The following is a 23,598-nucleotide window of genomic DNA, read 5'->3' as shown; positions in this document are numbered from 1 at the left end:
CGGCGAGGCGCTTGCCCGGCCACCGTGAGCGCCCTATGCGTGCGCTGTGGAGTCCGTGACCGCCGGCAGGGAAACCGTGAACACGGTTCGCCCCGGGCGGCTGGACACCTCGACCCGGCCGTGGTGGGCGTCCACCACGGCCGCCACGATGGCCAGCCCGAGGCCCGTGCTGCCGTGGGCGCGCGACCGGGAGCTGTCCCCCCGGGCGAAGCGCTCGAAGACCTCGTTCTGCAGGTCGGCCGGGACACCGGGGCCGTCGTCGGTGACGCTGAGCACCACTCCGGCCGGGACGGGGGCGAGCCGGGTCGTGACGGTGGTACCCGGCGGGGTGTGCACCCGGGCGTTGGCCAGCAGGTTCGCCACCACCTGGTGCAGCCGGGCGGCGTCGCCGGGCACCACCTGCTCCGCCTCGGGCAGGTCGAGCTGCCAGCGGTGCTCCGGGCCGGCGACGTGCGCGTCGCTGACCGCGTCGACGACCAGCGCGGTCAGGTCCACCGGCTCGACCGCCAGGGGGCGGCCGGAGTCGAGCCGGGCCAGCAGCAGCAGGTCGTCGACGAGGCTGGTCATCCGGGTGCTCTCCGACTCGACCCGGCGCAGGGCGTGCGCCACGTCCGGCGGGACGCGGTCGCGGCCCCGGCGGGCCACCTCGGCGTACCCGCGGATGGCCGCGAGGGGGGTGCGCAGCTCGTGGCTGGCGTCGGCGACGAACTGGCGTACCCGGGTCTCGCTGGCCTGGCGGGCGGCGAGCGCGGCGGCGACGTGCCCGAGCATCCGGTTGAGCGCGCCGCCGACCTGGCCGATCTCGGTGCGGGGGTCGGTGTCGGCGGCGGGGACCCGCACGGACAGCGCCACCTCGCCCCGGTCCAGCGGCAGTTCGGTGACCCGGGCTGCGGTGGCGGCGACCCGGCGCAGCGGGCGCAGGGTGGCCTGGACGATCAGCGCGCCGAGGCTGCCGGCGACGAGCAACCCGGCGGTGGCGACCCCGGCCTGGGCCAGCACCATCCACCAGACGGTCTCCTGGACGCCGGCCAGCGGCTGGGCGAAGACCAGCATGCCGCCGCCGATGCCGTCGCCGTCGTTGTCGGAGCCGAGTTGCCGGGCGACGGCCCGGTAGTCGCCCAACTCGCCGAGGTCCACCGTGTGCGGCCGGCCGTCGGCGGCCAGGTCGGCCAGGGGGGCCGCCGTGTCGGTGGCGAGCGCCTCGGCCGGGCCGGCCGAGGTGCGGACCTTCGCCTCGACGACCCGGCCGTCGGCCACCCGGGCGACGATCGAGCCGGCCGGGAAGCCGGGCGGCAGCTCGACGGCGCGGGGCAGCGCGGGCGGGTCGGTGAGCCAGGACGGCCGGTTGGCGCCGCGTCGGTGCTCCTCGAGGGTGAGCTGGTCGTCGACCTGGCCGATGAGGAAGTGCCGCAGGGCGACCGTGGTCAGGCCGCCGATCCCGATGCTGACCAGGGCGAGCAGCGCCACGACGGCGGCCACCAGTCGGGTACGCAGCGGCCAGCCGGCCAGCCAGCGGCGCAGCCGGTCAGTCCGCGGGCTTGAGGACATACCCCGCGCCGCGCAGCGTGTGGATCATCGGCGCCCGTCCGGCGTCGATCTTCTTCCGCAGGTACGAGATGTACAGCTCGACGACGTTGGCCTGCCCGCCGAAGTCGTAGTTCCAGACGTGGTCGAGGATCTGCGCCTTGCTGAGCACCCGGCGCGGGTTGCGCATCAGGTACCGCAGCAGCTCGAACTCGGTCGCGGTGAGGGTGACCAGCTGGCCGTCGCGGCGCACCTCGTGGCTGTCCTCGTCCAGGCTGAGGTCGCCGACGGTCAGCACCGCGTCCTCCCGGGTGGCGACCGCGAACCCGGAGCGGCGCAGCAGCGCCCGCAGCCGGGCGATCACCTCCTCCAGGCTGAACGGCTTGGTGACGTAGTCGTCGCCGCCGACGGTGAGCCCGGCGATGCGCTCCTCCACCGCGTCCCGGGCGGTGAGGAAGAGCACCGGCACGGTCGGGGTGTGCTCGCGCAACCGGCGCAGCACCTGGAAGCCGTCCAGGTCGGGCAGCATCACGTCGAGCACCACCGCGTCCGGCTGGAACTGCCGGGCGGTGCTCAGCGCCGTCATCCCGTTGCCCGCCGTGCGCACCTGCCAGCCTTCGTAGCGCAGCGCCATCGAGAGCAGGTCGGTGAGCGTGGGCTCGTCGTCGACCACCAACACCCGGACGGGTTCCCCGTCGGGTCGGCGCAGCTCGATGCGGCCCTGCGCGGCCTGCCCCTCCATGACCATGCCTCCCATCGTGGGACGGTCGGCTGTGCCCCACATCGGCAGACCCTGTGTACCAGCTGTGCGGGCCGGCCGGTGCCGGTACCACGCTCATCACGTCGGGCTCGACGGCTCACTGCGTCGGGGCCCGGCGGATCACTGCGACATGCCCAGCGGGTCGGTGCGGACGAAGCGCATGGTCCAGGTGCCGGTGTCGTCCGGGCGGTCGCGCCGGTAGAGGTGGTCGGCGGTCGGCACCGGGGAGCCGCCCGGGTGGCGCAGCACCCAGCGCTGCGGGGGCGCCCCGTCGGGCCCGGCCGGCACCTGACGCACCAGGTCGTGCGCGGGCCCGCCGACGAACCGCACGGTCACCTCGGCCATCACCCCTCCGCTTCGCCGCCGTCACCCCGGGTCGCCCTTCCCGGTGGAAGCTACCGCACCGCACCGGAAGGCGCGGGCGGTGCGGTGTCTACACCCCCCGGCGGTTTGCCCTGCTCGGGAGCCGGGTACCGGGCGGAAGTGACGGGATTGCCGCCCGCCGATGGTGGCGAGCTAGACGAGGAGCGGTCGATGAGGACGCTGGACGGCCGCTACCAGCTCGAACAGCGCATCGGCATCGGCGGGATGTCGGAGGTGTGGCAGGCCCACGACACGGTGCTCGACCGGCCGGTCGCGGTGAAGCTGATCTCCCCCGGCCGGGACGAGTCGACCTCGGTGGAACGCATCCGCGCCGAGGCCCGCTCCGCAGCCCGGCTGGTGCACCCGAACGTGGCCAGCGTGCACGACTTCGGCGCCTCGTCGACGCTGCCCGGCCGGTCGGCGCCGTACATCGTGATGGAGCTGGCGGAGGGCGAGACCCTCGCCGCGCACCTGCGCGCCGGGCCGCTGGACTGGCGCATCGCCGTGCGGGTCTGCGCCGAGATCGCGGCGGCGCTGGCCGCCGCGCACGCGCACGGCATCGTGCACCGCGACGTGAAGCCGGCCAACGTGATGCTCACCCCGTGCGGGGTCAAGGTGCTGGACTTCGGCATCGCCACCCCGGCCGGCATGCCCGACGAGATGCCGGACGGCATGGTGGTGGGCACTCCCGCGTACCTCGCTCCGGAGCAGCTCGACCGGCGGCCCGCCACCCCGGCCGCCGACATGTACGCCCTCGGGGTGCTGCTCTACTACTGCCTCACCGGCCGGCTGCCGTACCAGGCCGACAGCACCAGCGAGCTGCTCGGGGCACGCCGCCGGCAGCAGCCGGACCCGTTGCCTGCGGTGGATGGCCTGCCGCCGGAGGTGGCCGGGCTCTGCGGGCAGCTGATGGCCGACGACCCGACGTGCCGGCCGACCAGCCTGATGGCCGCGCTGCTGCTGGCCGAGGCGGTCGACGCCCGGGTGTACGTGCCGATGCTCGACATGTCCCCGCCCCGGCAGCGCGAGGAACTGGTGTCCCCGTGGACCGAGCAGGCCGCCGCCGAGGCGACCCAGGCGGCGGGCCTCGGCGAGCGGCCGGCCGAACCGGGGCGCGACCGGGTGTCCTGAGGCCCCGGCCGCCCGTCCCGGGGCCGGCGACCCAACCCGCCCCCGCGACGGTGGCGGTTTCGCCGGGCGCTGGCCGGGTAGCCGGGCGGGTGACTGAGGGGGGAACGGAATGCCGGATCCGAGTTCCTGGCTGCACGAGGCCACCGCGACGGCGGCGGGTGGCCACGTCCGAACCGACGACGGAGGACTGTCCAGCCCCCTGGCCTCCCCGCTGGCGCCGCACTGCACAGGCCTGACGCCGGAGCAGCTGTTGGCCGCCGCGTTCGCGTCCTGCCTGCACCACGCGGCGATCGAGGCCGCCGGGGAGATCACCGACGAGGCGCACACCGTGCAGGTGCGCGCCGAGGCCCGGCTGGGCCGCGACGACGACGGACGCTACCGGGCCGACGTGCACGCCTCCATCTCGTCGGCCGGGTTGAGCCCGCAGCAGCTCGCCCAACTCGTCGAGCATGCGGACCGGCTCTGGCCGTTCTCCAGCGGCGACAGCACCCGTCACCGCCTCACGGTCACCCCGGCGGAGAACGGCGGGCGCTGAACCGCTCCGCCCGACGCGGCCCTCACCAGCGGAAGCCGGCGGTGACCGCGCGGTGGTCGCTGTCCGGGGTGTGCAGCACCCCGGCCGAGGTCGGGGTGAGCCCCCGGTAGAGCACGTGGTCGGGGCGGGTCACCGGCAGCTCCGCGGGCCAGGTGAAGCCGAAGCCCTGGCCGGCGTCGGCCTGGGCGTCGCCCAGCAGTCGGGTCAGCGGGGCGAAGACCCGGTCGGTGCTGGCGGTGTTGAGATCGCCGAGCACCACCAGGTGCCGGGCCGGGTCGGCCCGGACGGCGGCGGCGAGCCGGCGCACCGTCTCGTCACGGGTGGCGGTGTCGCCGGCGCGGGCCGAGCCGAGGTGCGCGACGTACACGACCAGGTCTCCGCCGGGGGCGGCGACGACGGCCCGCAGGGCCCTGGTCCAGCCGAGCCCCGTGTCGACCCCGGTGGACTCCCGGACCGGGTACCGGCTCCACAGGGCGACGGTGGAGACCTCGGCGTGGTGCGGGTACCGGCTCCACAGGGCGACGGTGGAGACCTCGGCGTGGTGCGGGTACCGGCTGTGCAGGGCGGCGGCGACGCGGTCGTCGCGGTTGACCTCCTGAAGGGCGATCAAATCGGCGCCGGAGCTGACGAGCGCATCCACGGTCCCGGCCGGATCCGGGTTGCCGGCCCGCAGGTTCTGGCTGGCCACCCGCAGCGTCACCGGGCCGGCGCCGGCGGCCGGCGGCAGCAGGGCGGGGCCGAAGAGGACCGCCCAGACCGTCGCCGGGAGCAGCGCCGCGACCAGCGCGGGGCGGGAGCGGCGCAGCAGCGCCCCCAGCACGAGCGCCGGCACGCCCAGGCCGAGCAGCGGCGTGACGCTGTCGAGCAGGCTGCCCAGGCCGCGCACGTTGGGCACGGCCCGGTGCCCGGCCAGCAGCCCGGCGAGCAGAACCGCGAGCAGCATCAGCACCGGGCCGCGCGGGGCCCGGAAGCGGGCTCCCCCGGCCGCCTCGTCGGTCGTGCCCCCGGTCACCGTCCGGATCGTACCGACGGCACCGGCCGCCGGCCCGGGTGATCCGGGCATCAGCCGGGCGCCCGGGCACGACGCGCGCCGGAAACCGCCGCCCCGGGACCGCTGGCCCCTGCCGCCTCGTCGGATCGGGTATTCGATCATCACCCGAAAGAACGAGTCGATCATGCCGCCGTAACGGGCCGCGCCGGCCCGGCGAAAGATCTTTCTTGTCTCTCCACGACGGTAATGACGGACATAGCCGGTAGACCTGGATAGCCGGCTTGCTGCCCGGCCGAAGGAGATGTCCGGTCGGAAATCCGCAAATTGTGGCGCATGCCACCAACCACCCCATGGGGAAAGCGCGTCGGGCTCTCTAGCCTCGGCGGGTGCGCCCCGACGAACCCGCTGAGCAGAAGCAGACCGCCACCCGCCCGGATGACCGTCCGACCGATGCCACATCGACCGGGTGGACGACCGGCCGGCACCGCCGACCCGAACCGCCGCGCCGCGCCGGCCGCGCGCTGCTCGGGTCGACCCCGATGCGCGCGGCCCTGGCCACCGGCCTGACCTGCTGCCTCGGCGTGGCCGCCTTCGCCGGCACCCGGCACGCCGACACCGCCCCGGAACCGGTCCGCGACGCCCTCGCCGACCGGGCCGCGGTCGCCGCCGAGGCCGAGCGACGCGCCTCCCGCTCCCTCGACCGCACCCCCGCCGCCCCGCCGACGCTCTCCCCCAGCCCTACGGCGAAGCCCAGCCCGAGCGCCAGCCGCAAGCCGCCGGTCAGGCCGGCCCGGCCCCGCCCGGTCGCCGGCCTCGATCAGCTCCAGATGGACAACGCGAAGACCATCGTGGACGTGGGACGGGGCCTGAGGCTGCCCCGCCGGGGCCTGGTGGTGGCGGTGTCCACCGCCATGCAGGAGAGCGACCTGCGGAACCTGGCCAGCAACGTGCTGCCCGAGTCCTACGAGTACCCGCACCAGGGCACCGGCTCCGACCACGACTCGGTCGGGCTGTTCCAGCAGCGACCCAGCAGCGGCTGGGGCAGCGTCCGGGAGCTGATGCGCCCCGCGTACGCGGCGCGGGTGTTCTGCGAGGCGCTGCTGAAGGTCCCCGGCTGGCAGGAGATGAGCGTCACCGCCGCCGCCCAGTCCGTGCAGGTCTCGGCGTTCCCCGACGCGTACGCCCAGCACGAGAAGCGGGCCGCCGCGGTGGTGGCGGCGCTGGCCTGAGCCGGCTCGGGCCACCGGGTGCCGCCCGCAGCTCGGCACCGGTCACCGCTCAGCTCGTGGGCACCCCGCCGGGCGGCACGGACGCGGCGGCCGTCGGCGTGTCCGTGGCCACCGGCTCACCGGCCGGTCCGGTGAGGATCTCGTCGAGCCGGGTCGCCCGGAGCCGGCGCGCCGCCAGGGCGGCCTCGACGTCCCGGCGGGCCCGCACCGCCTCGGCGTACGCCTGCTCGCGGAGCTGCCGGGCCTCCTCGCGGGCGGCGTCCAGCTCGAACCGGGCCCGGGCCAGGGCCTCGGCCGCAGCCCGCTCGGCCTCCGGCGGCGACGACCGGCCCGGGTACGCCCCGACCCCGTCCGCCCGGCGCCGCTCGACCAGGTCACACAGGCCGGCCGCCTCCCGCCGGAGCCGGTCCCACTCACGGCTCGTCCCGGTGGCGCCCTCCGCCCGCGCGGCGAGCCGGCTCAGCCGGACCGCCAGCTCGTCGAGGCAGGAGTCGACCTGCCGACTGTCGTAGCCGAACTCCACGACGGAAAATCTCATCCTGTCGCCCCCAGGCAGCCGGTGCTTCTTCCCACCTGCCGATCCTCGGCGGTGCCGGCGGGACGCCGAGGGGGTTCGGGAGAATTGTTCGGCATCCGGGCGACGACGCCCGCCGTCGGGGCGGGGGTCAGGCCCGCTTGGGCAGCACCACGACGCGGCCGAAGAACTCGTCGATCCGGTGCACCACGTCGTTGAAGTCGTCCAGGTCGATCGGCTTGGTCACGTACGCGTTGGCCTGGAGGGTGTAGCTGCCGACGATGTCGGTGTCGGCGTTGGAGGTGGTGAGCACCACGATCGGGATGGTGCGCAGGTCGTCGTCCTGCTTGACCTCGCCGAGCACCTGCCGCCCGTCCATCCGGGGCATGTTCAGGTCGAGCAGTATCACGTCGGGCCGACGGGCCTCGGTGTGCCGCCCCTCGCGGCGCAGGAACTCCATGGCCTCCTGGCCGTCGCTGACCACGTCGATGACCTTGTCGACGTCGGAGTCGGCGAGGGCCTCCTCGATCATCAGAACGTCGCCGGGATCGTCGTCCACCACGAGGATGCGAACGGGGCCGGGGGTGTTTCCAGCCATGAGTGACCTGCCTCGGGTTTGACGCGGACGGCGACCTCACGATCGCCTGTTGGCGGGGAAATCTAGCCCATCACGGGGCGGACTGCGACCTCGGGTGCATCGTGTCGGACCGGTATCCCAGGACCTCGGCCAGCCCGGTCACCTTCAGCACCCGCTCCACCCGCCCGGTGGCCCCGGTGACCCGCAGCCAGCCGCCCCGGGCCGCGGCCCGGTTGTCGGCCCGGACGAACGCGGCGATGCCGGTGGAGTCGCAGAAGGTCAGGTCGGTGAGGTCGACCAGGAGATGCTGCTCCCCCTGGTCGGCCAGCCGATCGAGGACGGCGTTCAACTCGGGCGCGGTGCTCAGGTCCAGCTCGCCGGCGAGTCGCAGGCACGCCCCGGCACCTTCCCGCTGGGCGTACGTGACGGTGAACGTCAAACGTGGTCCCCCTCGCTCCACCGCACGCTGATGCTTGCAGTGAAGCAAGTATAAGCAGCGACCCGCGTCCCCCCGCACCTGCGCACGGTCAACGCGACCGCGCGCCCGCGTCGAGCGGCGCCCCCGCCGCGCCCAGGAAACGCGCCGCCCGCGGGGAGTCCCGCAGCTCCCCCGCGTAGTGCCTGAGCGTGAGCCCGACCACCGAGGCCGGCACCCCCCGACTGACCAGGACGGCGACCAGCCACTCCACGAACTCGGCGAACAGCGAGGCGTCGTCGACGTAGACCGCGGCGGCGAGGAAGTCGACGATGTGGCCGAGGTCGCTGACGGTGGAGTCGAGCTGGGCCGGCGCGTACTCCCGCACCCCGGGAACCCGGTCACGCAGGTCGGCCAGGGCTCCGTCGATCAGGTCACCACGCCGCCTCACCAGGCTGGCGTACTCGCCGTCGGCGAACTGCGGGGACAGGTCCGCCGGCTGGACGCGGCGCAGGGCCCGCTCGTCGGCCACCAGGTCGGCCGCGCTGGGCGCGTCGGGGGCCCAGGCCACCCCGAGCCGGCGGGCCCAGCGCCCGTCGTGGCCGAAGCCTCGCCCGCCGACGACCACCGGCACGTCGGAGCGGCGGCACGCCTCGATCACACGGTGCGCGTACGGCAGCCGCATCGGCAGCGCGCAGGCCAGCCCGACCGCGTACGCGTCGTGCCGGTGCAGGTACGACACCAGGTCCGCGGCCGGCACGCTGGCCCCGAGGAAGGTGACGTTCCAGCCACGCAACCGCAGCACCTCGGCGACCAGCCGGGGCGGCAGGGCGTGCCACTCGCCGTCCATGCAGGCCACGACCACCCGCCCCCGGGTGGGGCGGGGATTGACCCGGGCGACGACGGCGGCCACGACCCGCTCGCTGATGTGGGTGGCGGCGTGTTCCTGGGCGACACTCCACTCGTTGCGCGCCCACCGCTCACCGATCTCGACCTGGGCGGGGGCGACCAGTTCCAGCAACACCCGCTCGGCGGGCACTCCGGCGTCGACCAGCCCGAGCGCGGCGTCGACCGCGGCATACTCGTCGGCCGCCTCCAGTGATCCGAGGAAGCCGTGGTACGAGTCGGCCGGGGAGGTCTCGGCGGTGGCGGCGATCACGCGGCGATCTCCTTCGACAGGGCGGTCAGGACGGGGCGGACACAGCGTGCAGGTGCCGGGCCGATCGGCCGTGCAGCCCGGTGGCCCGCAGCGCGAGCACGGCGATGTCGTCGTGGTCGCGCTGGGCCAGCCAGTCGCAGGTGACCTGTTCGACCCGCTCGGCCAACGCCGGGGCGGGCATCCGCTGGCAGCCGCCGAGGGCCTGGACCAGCCGGTCGGTGCCGAACTGCTCGTCGCCACGCCGGCCGCCCCGCGCCTCGGTCACCCCGTCGCTGTAGAGCAGGCAGGTCTCGCCCGGCGCCAGCTCGACGGTCACCTCACCGATACGCGGGTCGGAAACCACGCCGATCAGCATCCCGCTGAGGCCGACCGACTCCACCTCACCGGATGTGCGCAGCACCAGCGGGGGCAGGTGGCCGCCGCTGGACATGGTCAGGGTCAGCCCGCCGTCGCGTCGGGGGCGGACCACGCCCAGCACCATGGTGGCGAACCGGCCCTGGCCGTGTGCCAGGGTGGTCTCCAGCAGCGCGTCGTTGAGCAGCCCCAGCAACCGGCCGGGGTGCGGCTCCACCCGGTGCAGCGCCTGGAGGCACTGGCGGAGCTGGCCGGTGAACACGGCCGCCTCGACCCCCTTGCCCGAGACGTCACCGAGGAAGAACACCGTGCCGCCGTCGGGCAGCCGGTGCGAGCCGTAGAAGTCCCCGCCGATGCGCAGCCCGGCCTGCGCCGGTCGGTACGCGGTGCCCCACTGCACGCCGGCCGTCTCGGCCGGCTCGACGGGCACCAGGCTGACCTGGAGGGTGTCGGCGACCTCGGCCTGGTCGCGGTAGAGCACGGCGGTGGTCATGGCGGTACCCGCCCGGGCCGCGAAGGCACGGACGAGGTCGAGGTCGGCCTCCCCGTAGTGGCGGGCGGCGCGGCGGGCGACCAGCAGCACGCCGGCCGGTAGGTCCCGCCCCGGCAGCGGCACCACCCGGACGATGGCGTCGGCGGCGAGGCCGGACAGCCAGCCCCCCTCGACGGTCTGTTCCACGAGCCAGTCCAGCGCGTGCGGCTCGGTGCCGGCGAGCGCCTCGTCGATGGCGGCCGGCAGGTCGATGGTGTCGAGCACCCCGCTGTCCACGGTCGGGGTGTCGTCGTCGGCGGCGCGGGCGGCCCGCCACCAGCGGGCCCGGCCGGACCGGGCGGCCAGCACCAGCACGGCCACCTCGGCCAGGGTGGGCACGGCGAGCCGGACCACTGCGGCGGCGGCCCGGTCGGGGTGCAGCGGGTTGCCGAGCTTCTCCCCCACCACGGCCAGGAAAGCCGAACGGGCCCGCTCGGCGAGCAACGCATCGGCCCGGGTGACGCTTTCGGTGACGTCCTCGACGTACCAGCAGCACCGGGCGGCGGACAGCGGCACCCGGCGGACCCGCAGCCGGCGGTCGTGGTGGGTGAACTCGCCGACGCCGGACACGCCGTGGAAGCCCGCGATCCCGGACGCGGCGAGCAGCGCGCCGACTACCACCTCGGGCAGCAGGCGACCGGCGACCGGGCTCAGGTAGCGCACCGCACTGCGGGCGTCGCAGACGATCAGGCCCTCGCGGAAGTGCTCGACGACCTCGGACCAGGCCGGGGCCGGTGGGCCGCGGTCGAGGGTCAGCCGCGGCAGCCCGGCCACGGGTCGCACCGGTACGTCGGCGGGCCGCGCCGGATCCGGCGCGGTACTCGGCGTGGAGATTAGTCCGTCGCCCGGGTCCGCGCCCCTGACGTCGGCAGCAATCACCAGCTGAGCCCCACTCCTCCTCGACACCCGACCGTCCCCGAAACGGCGTATGTGGTCCGATCCCTCCACCCGGCCCACCCAAACCCTACGCCGGTGTGCCGGCACCGCCAGCCTGAGCGAGGTGCTCGCCGCCGGATCGGCCGCCGACGCCCGCGACGCCGGCTGACCCCGGGGCCCGTGCAGGGGGTGGCCCCCGACCCTGGGACCAGGAGTCGGGGGCCGGGAGGGTGGCCTCAGGTGGCGGTCACCGGTTGCAGGCGCGGCCCGTCGGCCCGCCGATCGGCGTCGCCCGGCGGGGGTTCCGCGTCCTCCGGCGGTCCGGAGTCGGGCGTCTGGAACAGATAACGGACGAACTCCCCACCCGCCTCGTTGTCGTCCGCCCCGGGCCATTGCCCGGTGCAGTCGATGCCGACCACCTCGCGGCCGACGCCGTCGGGCTCCTCCAGCAGCGCCCACAGGCTCACCCGATAGCACCTGGTCGCCTGTGGCGTGAGCCGCCAGCGGGCGTACCAGCCGGGACGGGCGGGGACGATTTCGACGATCCTCTTCATGACGACCTTCCCTTCCGCGCGTGTCGGAAGCACTCCGGCCCACCCAATCGTGAAGCCGGGGCGGGTGAGCCCGGCTCACCCGCCCCGGATGACGCCGCCCCGGCCGCCCGTCGGCCGGCCCCGTGCCACGGGGCGCGGCCCGTTTCGGCCCCGACGACGCCGGGAAGGCGACGGTCGAGACAACGGACCGGAGAGGGGCGAGGTGTGCCATGCGTAAACAGATGGAGGGTGACAACCAGCGCCGCCGGGCGCTGGCCCGCCAGGCCCGCGAACGCGGCCGGCAGGCCAGCGAGACCGGCGCGAGCCTCAGCGCGTCCAAGCAGCCCACGCACCTGGACCGGGGCAAGCGGGCCGGGCCGCCGCCGGCCGGCCGGCACAAGCCCGACAGCACCCGGGGCGGACCGGCCCCGCCTCCGGCCGCTCCCGCGCCGGCCGCCCGTCCACAGCCGCGCCCGCAGCGCGGCCCCGGAGGGGCCCCGGGGACGATCGGCGTGGGCTACCGGGAACTGGTCGATGACGTCGGCCGGCGGGCGGGAGTCGACTTCCGCACCGCGAAGGTGGCGGCCGAGGCGACCGTGCTGGCCTTGGCCTGGGCGCTGGACCAGGCCGCCCGGGAGCGGCTACTGACGGCCGTGCCGGTGTCGCTGCACGACGTGGTCCCGGTGGACGGCATCGAGCGCCACCACGACCTGCCGGGCTTCCTCGCCGAGGTGGCCCGGCTCAGCGGCCGTACCCCGGAGCAGGCCCGCTACCAGGCGGAGGCGACGCTCGCCGCGCTGGCCGACCAGGACGGCGACCTGGTCGCCTCGCTGCACGTACCGGACGGGCTGCGCGACCTGCTCGGCCCAGCGGCCGGCGGTTGAGGCGCGGGCCGGGCGACCGTGCCCGCCGGCCCGCCGCCGGGAGGTGGAGGCCCGGCCGCGGCGGCTACGGTGCCGGGATGCACACCGCCGCCGACGGCCCGCACCTGGTGGTCGACCCGGCCCGCCGCACCGGGCGCACCCTGCTCGCGGGCGGGGTGGCCCAGTCGTACGTCGACGTGGCCGACCCCCGACACCTGCACTTCGAGTACGTCCGCCGGATGGCCGCCGTGGTCGACCTGGCGGCGCCGCCCGGTGCCCAGGTCGACGCGCTGCACCTCGGCGGGGGCGCCCTGACCCTGCCCCGGTACGTCGGGGTGACCCGGCCGGGCTCCGCCCAGCTCGTGGTGGAGCGGGACCCCGCCGTGGTCGAGCTGGTCCGCCGCGAGCTGCCCGCGCCTCCGGCGGGGGTACGCGTCGCCGTCGCCGACGCCCGCGAGGCGGTGACCACGGCCCCGCCCGGCGGGTACGACCTGGTGCTCGCCGACGTCTACCGGGCGGCCCGGATGCCGGGGCACGTGGCCAGCGTGGAGTTCGCCGCCGAGGTGGCCCGGGTGCTGCGCCCGGACGGCATCCTGCTGGTCAACGTCACCGACCTGCCCCCGTTGGTGTTCACCCGGTCCCGGGTGGCCACGCTGCGGGCCGTCTACGCCGACGTGTGCCTGGTCGCCGACCGGCGGATGCTGCGCGGGCGGCGCTACGGCAACGTGGTGCTCGCCGCCGCCGGCCGGGCGGGCCGGCTGCCGGTCGGCCGGCTGGCCGCGCGGGCGGCCCGCGACCCGGTCCCCGGCCAGGTGCTGCACGGGCCGACGCTCGACGAGTTCGTCGGCGGGGCCCGCCCGGGCACGGACGAGTCCCTCGGCGTCACCTGAGCCGCCCCGGGCCGCCCGGCGCGGGCGGGGGTGGTCCGGGCCGCCCGGGCGCGCGGGATGGGGGTGGTCCGGGCCGCTCGGCGCGGAACGGGTTTCCGGCCCGTCGCCGGGGGTAGCCGCGCCGGATGAGGGACGCCGACGACAGGTCCACCGCCCGGCGGGCCGCGATCGTCATCGGCTTGGTGCTGGCCACCCTGCTCGGGCTGTCCCTGATCTGGGCCACCCGGCGGCTACTGGTCTGGGCCGTGGTCGCGGCGTTCTTCGCCGTCGCGCTGAAACCCCTGGTCGACGGCGTGCAACGCCGCTTCGTGCGACGCCGCGCCCTGGCCACCCTGGTGGTCTTCCTGGCCGCGTTCGGGGTGCTCGCCGCGCTGATCGCGGTGATCTTCCTACCGCTGGTGGACGAGTTGGGCCGGTTCGCCGACCGGGCCCCGGACCTGGTGCGGGAGACCCGGGCGGGGCGGGGCCCGGTCGGCGAGGCGCTGGAGCGGCTACGGCTGCGGCGGTACGTGACCGGCCACTCCGACCAGATCGAGCAGTACGGCGACCAACTGCGCGAGCCCGCCGTCGGCCTGGTCCGGCGCGTGCTGGAGACCCTCGCGGGGCTGGTCACCGTGATCGTGCTGGCGTACCTCATGGTGCTGGAGGCCCCGAGGATCACCGCAGGCGTGACCGCCCTGCTCAGCGACCGGGCGGCACGCCGGGCCCGGCGGATCGGCCGGGGCGTGTCCCGGGTGGTCACCGGCTACCTGAGCGGGAACCTGCTGATCAGCGTGATCTGCGGCGCCCTGACCTTCCTGGTGCTCGTCCTGACCGGGGTGCCGTTCGCCGGGGTGATCGCGCTGCTGGTGGCGATCGCCGACCTGCTGCCCCTGGTCGGCGCGACGCTGGGGGCGATCCTCGCGGGCGGCGCCGGCTTCCTGCACTCCCCCACCGCCGGGATCGTGGTGCTGGTGTTCTTCGTGATCTACCAACAGGTGGAGAACCACCTGCTGCAACCGGTGATCATGGCCCGGGCGGTCCAGCTGAACCCGCTGACCGTGCTGGCCAGCGTGCTGTTCGCGGCGGAGCTGGCCGGCCTGATCGGCGCGCTGCTGGCCATCCCGGTCGCCGGGATCGGGCAGCTGCTGCTGCGCGAGTTCGGGCCGAGGAGGAGCCGCCGCCCGCGCCCGGCCGACGAACGCTCCGGCGAAGGCTGATCGCCACGCCGGGCGCTCGCTCAGCCGTGCCGGACCGGGACCTCCGGCGACGAGCTCTCCAGCGGCACGGCGTTGGCGGGCACCAGGCCGAGCCGCACGGACGGCCGGGACAGCGCGGCGTCGAGCAGCCAGTCCGCGCCGATCCGGGACCGGTTTCCCGGCATGGCCAACAGGTGGTAGCCGCGGGTGACGGCCTTGGCCGGCAGTCCGGACAGCGGCACCTTCAGCGGGTTCGCCGCGGCGTCCTTGCCGCCGAGATCGACCACCCAGCCAAGGTCGTGGTGCTTGTACGGCCGGCGCCGGCCCTGCCCGTAGGAGGCGGCGATGTTGTGCGCGGCCAACTTGCCCTGGCGCTGGGCGTGCTGGGCGGTCATGGTGCAGACCTGCCCGGGGCGGGTCAGGTCCGGTACGGCGGCGGCGTCGCCGCAGGCGTACACCTCGGGGAAGCCGGGGACGGTGAGGTACTCGTCGACCACCAGGCGCCCCTTCTCGGTGCGCAGGCCGAGCTCGGCGACGAACGGGTCAGGGCGCACCCCGACGCACCAGACCAGGCTGCACGTGGGCACGCACTCGCCGTCGGTCAGCCGCACCCCGTCGAACGTGGCCTCCGCCACCGAGGTGCCCATCCGCACATCGACGCCGCGCCGGCGCAGCACCCGGTCGGCGGTCACCGACATCCGCTGGTCCAGTTCGGGGAGCACCCGGGGGGCCACGTCGAGCAGCATCCAGCGGGGTCGGATTCCCAGGTGCGGGCGCTGGGCGACCAGCCGGTCGGTGAAGAGCTGGCCGTGCGCGGCCACCTCGGTCCCGGTGTAGCCGGCGCCGACCACCACGAAGGTGGTGCGGGCCCGCTGCTCGGCCGGGTCGTCGGTCAGCTCGGCCCGTTCGATCTGGCGTACCACGTGGTCGTGCAGGTAGAGCGCCTCGGGCAGGCCGCGGAAGCCGTGGGCGTACTCGGTGACGCCGGGGATGGGCAGCAGCTTGTTGACGCTGCCGACGGCGAGCACCAGGCGGTCGTACGCGAGCCGGCCCTGGTCGCCCTCCTGCATCGTGTAGCCGACCCAGCGGTTCTGCAGGTCGATCCGGTCGGCCTCGCCGACGACCACCCGTACGCCGTCGAGAGTGCCGCTGAGCGGCACCGCGATCCGGCCGGGCTCGACCACCCCGGCGGCCACCTCGGGCAGCAGCGGCAGGTAGAGGAAGTAGTCGGTCGAGTTCAGCAGGACGATCTCGGCCCGGTTCCGGGCGATCCCGCTCAACGTCTTCGCCGCGTGGTAACCGGCGAACCCGGCCCCCACGATCACCACCCGAGGCTTCGTCATGGGGGGTGCCGTTCCCACCGCCGGCCTGGGCAAACGTCAGGAGTCAGTCCGGCCGGAGTCGGACGCGCGGACGCCATGGGGCCACCGTAGGAGCGCGGCTCGTGATCCGTCATCACCCGCTCCGGGTGAAACGGGTCCGCGGGTCAGAGGCGGGCTCAGGCCCGGTCGGATGCGGTGATCGCCCACCGCTCGTGGTCCCGCCACGCCCCGTCGATGAACAGGTAGTCCGGCGAGTAGCCCTCCAGCCGGAAGCCGAGCTTGCGGGCGATCCGCCGGGACGGCTCGTTGCCCGGCTGGATGTTCGCCTCCAGCCGGTGCAGGCCCAACACGTCGAACGCGTGTCGCACCACCAGGCCGATCCCGGCCGACGCGTGCCCGGTGCCGCTGAACGGCAGGAACGCCGCGTAGCCGAGGTAGCCGCCGCGCAGCGCGCCGAGCAGGATGCCGCTGATGTTGACGTACCCGGCGATCGCCCCGCCGGCCCGGTCGCAGATCAGGTATCCGGCATGGTTCCGGCGCCGGATCCGGACCAGGTACGTGGCGTACGCCTCCGGGGTGTCCGGGGCCGACAGCCACGGGTGGTGCAGCTGCCGGCTACGCCGGGCGGCGGCGACGAACTCGGCCTCGTCGGAAGGTCGGGGTCGTCGGATCGCGGCGGGCCCACCGGTGCTCAGGTATCTCACGGCCAACCACTCTGACCGGCGGGGCGGGACACTGTCCAGCCGGTTGCCGCCGCCGGGCAGCCGGCACGGCGCGGCACGCTCCATGGCACGCCGGTCGGCCCCGGCCTCAGTTGCCGCTGGGGTTGCTCGCACTGGTCGTCTCCACCTTGTCCAGCTTCCGGATGACTATCTGCTCCACGGTTCTCACCTCCCTCCGAGGGGGTCGGGCCCGGTCCCACCTCCCTCCGAGGGGGTCGGGACCGGTCCCACCTCCCTCCGTGGGGGTCGGGACCGGTCCCACCTCCCTCCGTGGGGGTCGGGACCGGGCCGGGCGCGCAGCTCGTGCGGCGGACCCGGCAGCAGCCGCCCTCCTCGGCGCTCATCGGCACGCCGACGGGCCGGCGACGACCGCCGCGTCGACGGGTGTCCCGCCGCAGCCGGCCGGGCAGCGCGGGTGCGGCGGGTGGGCGATGAGGAAGTGCTGGTCGGGGGCGACCAGGTTGATCCCCTGGAGCTGACCGGGCCGGACGGCCGGCACGCCGGTCAGCAGGGCAGTCGCCAGGTGGGCGGCGAGGTGCCCGGAGAGGCCGGCCGAGGACGCGCTGACCGCGCTGCTGCTCTCCCGCTGCACGGTGTACTCGGCTGACGGATCGTCGCGACGGCGCTTGTCGTGCTCGGCGAGCCAGAAGCACTCGTAGCACGGGCCCACCCCGGGCAGGTACGCCGCCGCCGTCACCACCGGGCCGTGGTACCCGGCGTCCACCCAGGGGGTCGCGGTGCCCAGGCAGACCCGGTTGGCCCAGGCCCGGATGGCGCCCGGCCGGTCGGCGCAGAGCAGCAGCACGTCGCAGCCGGCGACCAGCCGGCGCAGGTCGCCCGGACCGCGCACCTCGGACCGCTCGCCGGTGACCTCGATGTCGGAGTTGAGCCGGCGCAGCCGGGCCACCGCGGCGTCCACCTTGGGCCGGCCGATGTCGTCCTCGACGTACATGGTCTGGCGGTTGAGGTTGGACAGCTCGACCACGTCGGGGTCGACGCAGTGCAGCCGCCCGACCCCGCCGGCGGCCAGGGCGAGTGCGGCGGCCCCGCCGGTGCCGCCCAGCCCGACCACGACCGCCCGGGAGTGCTTCAAGGCGAGCTGCGGCTCCCAGGAGGTGGCGCGCGGGACCAGGTCGATCCAGCGGTGGAACCGGCGGCCGCGGTCGTGGCGCTCCCGGTCCCGGTCGGTGAGTTCCGGCGGGTCGGGGGCAGCCGCGTCGGCGAGATACCCGGCGGCGGCGAACAGGTCGAGCGCGGCGCGGACGGCGCCGGCCTTCTCGCCCGGGTGCGCGGCGAGCACCTGCCGGACGATCTCCTCGACGCCGCGGGTGCCGTCGGCGGCGCACAGCGTCGTCCAGATCGCGCCGGTGGGGTCGAGCACCTCGGCGGCGATGCCGTAGACCGAGCCACCGACACGGATCCGGCCGCCCGGCAGCAGGTGCAGGCCGTGCTCGGGTTTGACCTGGGGATACCACCCGGACGTCGCCAGTGATGCCATCGATCCTCGCCCCCGAACGGCAGATCGCTGTCCCGGGAATCAGCCTCGCGCAGCCTGGCCGGGGAACGCAACACCCGGCGGCCGATCGGTGGCCGGTCGGGTACCCGAGCCGCCCGTACGGGCACCGCGGCGGAGCCCGGCACCGGACCACCGCCGCCGCCGACCAGGCGGTCTGCCTCGCGCGGATCGGCGACGCCACGTGGGGGCAGCGTGGAGGCGCGTCAGAGGGGCCGGGGCTGGGGCTGGTCGAGGGGCATGGGGACCTGGAGGTAGGTGGTGCCGCGCAGGTCCAGCCAGGCCCGGTCGGGCGCCCGGACCAGGCGCAGCATCACCGCCGTGCAGGCCGGGCAGCGGGCGACCAGGCCGGGGGCCTGCGGATAGACGTGCAGGCCGGCGAGCGGGCCGGTCATGCCGCACGACTGGCAGCGCCCGGTGGCGGTGCTCAGGTCGACGGCGAACAGCTCGCGCAGCGGGCCGTCGAGCATGTTGCCGTCCAGGTAGGACATCTCGGTCATCGGGTCTCCTCGGCGGGGTCGGGGCCGGATCGGCTGGTGCCGGCCGCGTCCGGCCGGGCCTCGGGTCAACCGGTCGGGCCGAAACGTTCGGTGCGGACCCGCCGGGGCTGGTGGCCCAGGCCCACCAGCAGGTCCGCCACCGTCTCGACGAAGCCGGTCGGCCCGCAGACGTAGCAGAGCGGCTCCAGGTCGGGCGGCCAGCCGTGCACGTTCACATCGGCCAGCCCGATCCGGTGCGGCTCGCCCCGCCACCCGTCGGGCGCGGCCCGGGTGTACACGTACGCCACGTCGAGACCCTGGTCGTCGCGGGCACGGCGGCGCAACTCCTCGGCGTAGAACATGTCGGTCGGGGTGCGCACCGAGTAGACCAGCCGGAACGGCGCCCGGCTGCCGGCGGCCCGGCGGGCCCGGACCATCGCCATCAGCGGCACCACGCCCGAGCCGCCGGCGACCAGCAGCACCGGCGCGGTCTCCGTCGGCCGCCAGACGAACCAGCCGCCGACGGGGCCGCGCACCTCCACCGGGTCGCCCGGCGCCCAGACGTCGATCAGGTACGGCGACACCTCGCCGTCGGGCACCCGCTGCACGGTCAGCGCGATCCGGTCGCCGTCGGCCGGCCCGGCGAGGGAGTACGACCGGGCTGCCTGGTACCCGTCGGACGCGGTGAGCCGGACGTCGACGTGCTGGCCAGGCAGGTGCCCGGGCCAGCCGGGCACGTCGATGACGAGCGTCCGCGCGGTCGGCGTCTCGCCCCGCCGCTCGACCAGCCGGGCCACCCGCCAGGTCAGCGGGGCGCTCAACGGGGCGCTCAATCGCCGGTGTAGCGCTGCTCGCGCCACGGGTCGCCGTAGGCGTGGTACCCGGCGGTCTCCCAGAAGCCGGGCTCGTCCATGGTCTTGAGCCGGATGCCGCGCACCCACTTCGCGGACTTCCAGAAGTACAGGTGGGGCACCAGCAGCCGGGCCGGGCCGCCGTGCTCGGCGGGCAGGTCCCGGCCGTCGAAGCGGTGCGCCACCCAGGCCCGGCCGCCGCGCAGGTCGGCCAGCGGCAGGTTCGTGGTGTACCCGCCGTACGAGTGGACCAGGGCGTACGCCGCGTCGGTGTCGACGCCGTCGAGCAGGACGTCCAGCGAGACGCCCTGCCAGTTCGTCGCGAGCTTGGACCAGCGGGTGACGCAGTGGATGTCGACGGTCGGGGTGTCCTGGGGCAGGGCGGTGAACTCGGCCCAGGACCAGCGGCGCTCCGCGCCGGCCTCGGTGGTGACGACGAACTCCCAGGTGTCCGGCCGCACCTTCGGGGTGGGGCCGGCGGAGAGCACCGGGAAGTCCTCGGTCAGGTACTGCCCCGGTGGCAGGGCCGGCTCCGCCGAGCGGGGGCGGCCCTGAAAGCCCGGTGACACGATTCCCACCAGTCAGTCGTACCACCTGCCGGATCGCGACGGCACCGTTCGCCCGGACCCGCCCGGCCGGCGGCGCGGTCAGTGCCGGTCGGCGACGGCCTCCTTGTCACCCGGTGCGGCGTTGCGGGTGGCCCGGAGGCTGGTGAACGTGACGACGACCAACGCGCCGATGATCACCCCGAGCGAGGCCAGCGTGGGGATCTGCGGCACGCCCGGCCAGATCCCGTGCGCCCAGTGCAGGCCGAGCTTGACGCCGATGAAGGCGAGGATGAAGGCCAGGCCGTAGCTGAGGTGCACCAGCCGGCTCAGCGCGGCGTGCAGCACGAAGTACAGCGCCCGCAGGCCGAGCAGGGCGAAGGCGTTGGTGGCGAAGACGAGGTAGGGGTCCTCGGTGATGCCGTACACGGCGGGCACCGAGTCGACGGCGAAGACGATGTCGGTGGCGAACACCGCGACCACCACGAGGGCGAGCGGGGTGAGCGCCCGACGACCGTTCTGCCGGACGGTCATCCTCGTGCCCTGGTACTCGTCGACGACCGGCATGAACCGGCGCAGCAGCCGCACCGACCGCATCTTGTTGATGTCCACCTTCTGCTCGTGGCCGGAGAGGGCGTCACGGAGCAGCTTGACGGCGGTGACGATCAGGATGGCCGCGAAGATCAGGAAGGCGAAGTCGAGGGTCTGCAGGGCCGCCGCGCCGAGGGCGATGAAGATCGCCCGCAGCACCAGCGCGCCGGTGATGCCGTAGAGCAGCACCCGCTGGGCGAGCACGGCGGGCACCGCGAACGCCGCCAGCAGCAGCATGAAGACGAAGAGGTTGTCGACCGAGAGGGACTTCTCGACCAGGTAGCCGGTCAGGTACTCCACGCCCTGCTGGGAGCCGAACCGATACCAGACCCAGGCGCCGAAGGCCAGCGGCAGGGCGATGTAGAAGGCCGACCAGCCGAGCGCCTCCTTGATCGACACCTCGTGCGGCTTGCGGGTGACGAGGAAGTCCAGCGCCAGCAGGGCGAGCACGCCGACGATGGTGACCGCCCAGAGCATGGGCGTGCCCACCGACGACAACTCGCCGGCGGACAGATAAGACAATTCGGTCATGGAATCCCCTCGAACACCGTGTCATGTTCGAGGTCTCCTTCACCCACGTTCTCGTGGGCAACCACCCGAGGCGTGCCCCGGGCACGCCGTACTGACCGGAATGATTCGTGGGAAGTACTCCCCTCGTGCGACAAGGTTAGGTCAGCTCGGTCCACTCGCCAAGCCGCGACCCCGGCCGTCACCAGCGGTGATCGGGCCGGGACCCGTCGCCGACCGGGTCGCGGTGAGGCGGCCGGGGCCGTACGGGAGGGCCACCCGGTACCGGGGGTGGTCACTCACGCCACCCACCCGTCGCCTCGCAGTCGCGGGCAGACTCCCGGGCCTCGCGGTCACGGACGGACTCCCGGCGCCTTACGGGACAAACCCGAAACGCCTATGGTGACCCGATGGACGAGCGCGTGAGCCACCCCGACGCGGGCCGGTCGGCGGCCGGCGGCGGGGCCGGCCCGCTCGCCGGGGTGCGGGTGGTCGAGCTGGCCGGCATCGGCCCCGGCCCGTTCACCGCGATGATGCTGGCCGACCTGGGCGCCGACGTGATCCGGGTGGACCGGGCCACCGACGTCGACCCGTCGGCCTTCGGCACCCCGCACCCGGACCTGCTCAACCGGGGCCGCCGCTCGGTCGCGGTGGACCTGAAGTCGACCGGCGGCCGGGACGCGGTGCTGGCCCTGGTCGGCCGCGCGGACGCACTGGTCGAGGGCTTCCGACCCGGGGTGACCGAACGGCTCGGCCTGGGCCCCGCCGACTGCCACCCGGTCAACCCCCGCCTGGTGTACGGGCGGATGACCGGCTGGGGGCAGGACGGCCCGCTCGCCCCGTACGCCGGGCACGACATCGACTACCTGGCCCTGACCGGGGCGCTGCACGGCATCGGCCGGTCCGGTGAGCGCCCGGTGCCGCCGCTGAACCTGCTCGGCGACTTCGGCGGCGGCGGGATGATGCTGGCCCTGGGCGTCGTCTCGGCCCTGTACGCCGTCCGGGCCGGAGCGCACGGACAGGTGGTCGACGCGGCTGTCGTGGACGGGGTTGCGGTGCTGTCCACCCAGGTCCACGCGCTGCGCCGGCTCGGCCTGTGGCAGGACCCGCGCGGGGTCAACCTGCTCGACGGCGGCGCTCCGTTCTACGACACGTACGAGTGCGCCGACGGCCTACACCTCGCCGTCGGCGCACTCGAGTCCCGCTTCTACGCGGAACTGGTCCGGCGTACCGGCTTCCCGCTGCCCGGCGACGAGGCGCCGGACCGCGACGATCCGGCGAACTGGCCGGCGCTGCGCGCGGCGTGGGCGCGGCTGTTCCGCACCCGGACCCGCGACGAGTGGACGGCGCTGCTCGGCTCCTCCGACGCGTGCGTCGCGCCGGTGCTGGACTGGCGGGAGGCGCCGGAGCACCCGCACCTCGCGGCCCGGGGGGTGTTCGTGGAGCACGCCGGGGCGACCCAACCGGCACCGGCGCCCCGGTTCACCGGCACGCCGACGGCGCTGCGCCGGCCGCCGCCGCACCCGGGCGAGCACACCGACGAGGTGCTGGCGGAGGCCGGCCTCGCCGCCGACCGGATCGCCGCCCTGCGCGCCGCCGGCGCGGTCGCCTGAGGGCCGCCGCATTGGGGGCTGGCACGGTCGCCTGAGGGCCGCCGCATCGAGGCCCGGCACGGTCGCCTGAAGGCCACCGCGCGGGGCCGGTCCCGGCGGCACGACGCCGACCGACTCGCTGAACCCGGCCGCCCCGCGCGGCGGGGTCGCCGAGGGGGTGACGGTCGGTCAGGGGCGGCGCGGGACGGCGGCCCCCGGGGCGAGCGCCGGCTCCACCATGTCCCGGTAGTCGCGCGGCATCTGGACCACGATGTCGTCGAACTCCCCGCCGGTGACCGCCTCGCGCAGGGTGACGAACACGGCCCGGATGGCGTCCCGGGCGGCCCGTTCGTCGAGGCCGGCCCGCTGGCCGACCCGGGCCACGAACTCGGCCGCGCCGAACCGGTCGGCGGCCTCGGTGTCGGGGCTCGGCCGCATGACCAACTGCAACGGCTTCGGCAGCTGCGCCGCGAGGTCGAGCACCTCGCCGCCGGTCAGCCGCTCCGCCAGGGTCTCCAGCGTGGCCCGGGTCAGTTCCACGGCCCGCTCCGCGGGGACCTGGGCCCGCAGGGCCACCTGTTCGACGAAGGTGTCGTAGTTCATGCGGTGCTCCTTCCGCTGCCTCGGGTCGGTCGCGTACCCGTCCCGCAGGGCCGGAAACGGCGACCGGCCGGTCCGCGATTTCCCGCAACGGACGGGCGTGGGCGGCCTGCGGGTGGGTAACCGCGGCCGGTCGTGAAGTCGTGAACCGGATCGAACCGGCGAGGGAGCCCACACATGGCGAGTTACGACGACGTCCTGCAGTACCTGTCCAGCCTCGACTACCCGGCTGGGAAGGCCGACGTGGTGCGCGAGGCGCAGCGGGAGGGCGCGCCGCCGGAGGTGCTGCGCGCGCTGCGGGCCCTGCCCCCGGTCGACTACGCCAACGGCAACGAGGTGGCCCGGTCCGCCAAGATCGACGCTGCCCCGGAGATCGGCAGGTCGCAGCGCGCGGCACAGGCCCGGGAGCCGCACACCCGGGTCGCGCAGCACCTGCGCGGCATCTGAGCCCG

25 protein-coding genes and 1 pseudogene are annotated in these 23,598 nt (G+C 75.1%); 8 read left to right on the top strand and 18 right to left on the bottom strand.

Annotated features, from left to right (window positions below; translation table 11 throughout):
- Positions 1-33 precede the first annotated feature (33 nt).
- The 3 genes from OG617_RS27420 to OG617_RS27410 form a co-directional block, all read right to left on the bottom strand.
- On the bottom strand, positions 34-1,548 hold the full coding sequence (locus tag OG617_RS27420; RefSeq protein WP_405095828.1) for a sensor histidine kinase: 1,515 nt from the start codon (positions 1,546-1,548) through the stop codon (positions 34-36).
- Entirely contained in the window at positions 1,526-2,272 is a 747-nt protein-coding gene (locus OG617_RS27415) for a response regulator transcription factor (RefSeq protein WP_405103976.1), read from the bottom strand. Before OG617_RS27415 ends, OG617_RS27420 begins: the two co-directional genes overlap by 23 nt.
- A gap of 132 nt (positions 2,273-2,404) precedes the next feature.
- Complete coding sequence (locus OG617_RS27410; protein ID WP_405095827.1) at positions 2,405-2,629, bottom strand: hypothetical protein; 225 nt, start codon at positions 2,627-2,629, stop codon at positions 2,405-2,407.
- Positions 2,630-2,818: 189 nt separating this feature from the next.
- Between OG617_RS27410 and OG617_RS27405 the strand changes: the two genes are divergently transcribed.
- Entirely contained in the window at positions 2,819-3,778 is a 960-nt protein-coding gene (locus tag OG617_RS27405) for a serine/threonine-protein kinase (protein WP_405095826.1), read from the top strand.
- A gap of 109 nt (positions 3,779-3,887) precedes the next feature.
- Complete coding sequence (locus OG617_RS27400; protein ID WP_405095825.1) at positions 3,888-4,313, top strand: OsmC family protein; 426 nt, start codon at positions 3,888-3,890, stop codon at positions 4,311-4,313.
- Between the two features lie 22 nt (positions 4,314-4,335).
- On the opposite strand, the gene OG617_RS27395 is transcribed toward OG617_RS27400, so the two are convergent.
- Positions 4,336-5,325 carry an endonuclease/exonuclease/phosphatase family protein gene (locus OG617_RS27395; protein WP_405095824.1) on the bottom strand — a complete coding sequence of 330 codons (990 nt, stop codon included), beginning with the start codon at positions 5,323-5,325 and terminating at the stop codon, positions 4,336-4,338.
- Between the two features lie 365 nt (positions 5,326-5,690).
- Here OG617_RS27395 and OG617_RS27390 point away from each other — a divergent pair, with 365 nt between their 5' ends.
- Positions 5,691-6,533, top strand: a complete 843-nt coding sequence (locus OG617_RS27390) for a hypothetical protein (protein WP_405095823.1) — start codon at positions 5,691-5,693, stop codon at positions 6,531-6,533.
- Positions 6,534-6,582: 49 nt separating this feature from the next.
- Here the strand turns inward: OG617_RS27390 and OG617_RS27385 are convergent, their stop codons facing one another.
- From OG617_RS27385 to OG617_RS27360, 6 genes are all read right to left on the bottom strand, one after another.
- Positions 6,583-7,071, bottom strand: a complete 489-nt coding sequence (locus OG617_RS27385; protein WP_405095822.1) for an ATPase — start codon at positions 7,069-7,071, stop codon at positions 6,583-6,585.
- Positions 7,072-7,198: 127 nt separating this feature from the next.
- Positions 7,199-7,645, bottom strand: coding sequence for a response regulator (locus OG617_RS27380; RefSeq protein WP_405095821.1), 447 nt, complete (start codon positions 7,643-7,645; stop codon positions 7,199-7,201).
- Positions 7,646-7,715: 70 nt separating this feature from the next.
- Positions 7,716-8,063 (bottom strand): STAS domain-containing protein, encoded by a 348-nt coding sequence (locus OG617_RS27375; protein ID WP_405095820.1) that lies wholly within the window; start codon positions 8,061-8,063, stop codon positions 7,716-7,718.
- A gap of 88 nt (positions 8,064-8,151) precedes the next feature.
- Positions 8,152-9,198: a B12-binding domain-containing protein gene (locus OG617_RS27370; RefSeq protein ID WP_405095819.1), complete on the bottom strand. Its 1,047-nt coding sequence runs from the start codon at positions 9,196-9,198 to the stop codon at positions 8,152-8,154.
- Positions 9,199-9,223: 25 nt separating this feature from the next.
- The gene (locus OG617_RS27365) at positions 9,224-10,858 is read right to left on the bottom strand and encodes a PP2C family protein-serine/threonine phosphatase (protein WP_405095818.1); all 1,635 of its coding nucleotides are present in this window, start codon (positions 10,856-10,858) and stop codon (positions 9,224-9,226) included.
- A gap of 338 nt (positions 10,859-11,196) precedes the next feature.
- Positions 11,197-11,514 (bottom strand): hypothetical protein, encoded by a 318-nt coding sequence (locus OG617_RS27360; RefSeq protein WP_405095817.1) that lies wholly within the window; start codon positions 11,512-11,514, stop codon positions 11,197-11,199.
- Between the two features lie 209 nt (positions 11,515-11,723).
- Here OG617_RS27360 and OG617_RS27355 point away from each other — a divergent pair.
- The 3 genes and pseudogenes from OG617_RS27355 to OG617_RS27345 form a co-directional block, all read left to right on the top strand.
- Positions 11,724-12,374: pseudogene (locus tag OG617_RS27355) on the top strand (DUF2267 domain-containing protein); the annotation flags it as partial.
- Between the two features lie 80 nt (positions 12,375-12,454).
- Positions 12,455-13,246, top strand: coding sequence for a spermidine synthase (locus OG617_RS27350; protein WP_405095816.1), 792 nt, complete (start codon positions 12,455-12,457; stop codon positions 13,244-13,246).
- A gap of 125 nt (positions 13,247-13,371) precedes the next feature.
- The gene (locus tag OG617_RS27345; protein WP_405095815.1) at positions 13,372-14,445 is read left to right on the top strand and encodes an AI-2E family transporter; all 1,074 of its coding nucleotides are present in this window, start codon (positions 13,372-13,374) and stop codon (positions 14,443-14,445) included.
- A gap of 20 nt (positions 14,446-14,465) precedes the next feature.
- Here OG617_RS27345 and OG617_RS27340 read toward each other — a convergent pair whose 3' ends face one another.
- The 7 genes from OG617_RS27340 to OG617_RS27310 form a co-directional block, all read right to left on the bottom strand.
- Positions 14,466-15,767, bottom strand: coding sequence for an NAD(P)/FAD-dependent oxidoreductase (locus tag OG617_RS27340; RefSeq protein ID WP_405095814.1), 1,302 nt, complete (start codon positions 15,765-15,767; stop codon positions 14,466-14,468).
- 155 nt (positions 15,768-15,922) lie between these two features.
- Entirely contained in the window at positions 15,923-16,450 is a 528-nt protein-coding gene (locus OG617_RS27335) for a GNAT family N-acetyltransferase (RefSeq protein ID WP_396678229.1), read from the bottom strand.
- Positions 16,451-16,808: 358 nt separating this feature from the next.
- Positions 16,809-17,966: a HesA/MoeB/ThiF family protein gene (locus OG617_RS27330; protein WP_405095813.1), complete on the bottom strand. Its 1,158-nt coding sequence runs from the start codon at positions 17,964-17,966 to the stop codon at positions 16,809-16,811.
- A gap of 221 nt (positions 17,967-18,187) precedes the next feature.
- Positions 18,188-18,481, bottom strand: a complete 294-nt coding sequence (locus tag OG617_RS27325; protein WP_405095812.1) for a DUF6510 family protein — start codon at positions 18,479-18,481, stop codon at positions 18,188-18,190.
- A gap of 65 nt (positions 18,482-18,546) precedes the next feature.
- Complete coding sequence (locus OG617_RS27320; protein WP_405095811.1) at positions 18,547-19,281, bottom strand: ferredoxin reductase; 735 nt, start codon at positions 19,279-19,281, stop codon at positions 18,547-18,549.
- Positions 19,282-19,289: 8 nt separating this feature from the next.
- Positions 19,290-19,880: a sulfite oxidase-like oxidoreductase gene (locus OG617_RS27315; protein WP_405103974.1), complete on the bottom strand. Its 591-nt coding sequence runs from the start codon at positions 19,878-19,880 to the stop codon at positions 19,290-19,292.
- A gap of 78 nt (positions 19,881-19,958) precedes the next feature.
- The gene (locus OG617_RS27310) at positions 19,959-20,978 is read right to left on the bottom strand and encodes a TerC family protein (RefSeq protein ID WP_405095810.1); all 1,020 of its coding nucleotides are present in this window, start codon (positions 20,976-20,978) and stop codon (positions 19,959-19,961) included.
- Between the two features lie 386 nt (positions 20,979-21,364).
- Here OG617_RS27310 and OG617_RS27305 point away from each other — a divergent pair, with 386 nt between their 5' ends.
- On the top strand, positions 21,365-22,567 hold the full coding sequence (locus OG617_RS27305) for a CaiB/BaiF CoA transferase family protein (protein ID WP_405095809.1): 1,203 nt from the start codon (positions 21,365-21,367) through the stop codon (positions 22,565-22,567).
- Between the two features lie 168 nt (positions 22,568-22,735).
- On the opposite strand, the gene OG617_RS27300 is transcribed toward OG617_RS27305, so the two are convergent.
- Positions 22,736-23,149 carry a DUF2267 domain-containing protein gene (locus OG617_RS27300; RefSeq protein ID WP_405095808.1) on the bottom strand — a complete coding sequence of 138 codons (414 nt, stop codon included), beginning with the start codon at positions 23,147-23,149 and terminating at the stop codon, positions 22,736-22,738.
- A gap of 174 nt (positions 23,150-23,323) precedes the next feature.
- On the opposite strand from OG617_RS27300, the gene OG617_RS27295 reads away from it, so the two are divergent.
- Positions 23,324-23,593, top strand: a complete 270-nt coding sequence (locus tag OG617_RS27295) for a DUF2795 domain-containing protein (protein ID WP_161689597.1) — start codon at positions 23,324-23,326, stop codon at positions 23,591-23,593.
- Positions 23,594-23,598: the final 5 nt, after the last annotated feature.

The sequence above is a fragment of the Micromonospora sp. NBC_01412 genome (genome assembly GCF_045040215.1).
In the GTDB taxonomy this organism is placed as follows: Bacteria; Actinomycetota; Actinomycetes; order Mycobacteriales; family Micromonosporaceae; genus Micromonospora; species Micromonospora rubida.
The sequence above is the reverse complement of the archived record's forward strand: the minus strand, read 5'-3'. Positions and strand labels throughout refer to the sequence as shown.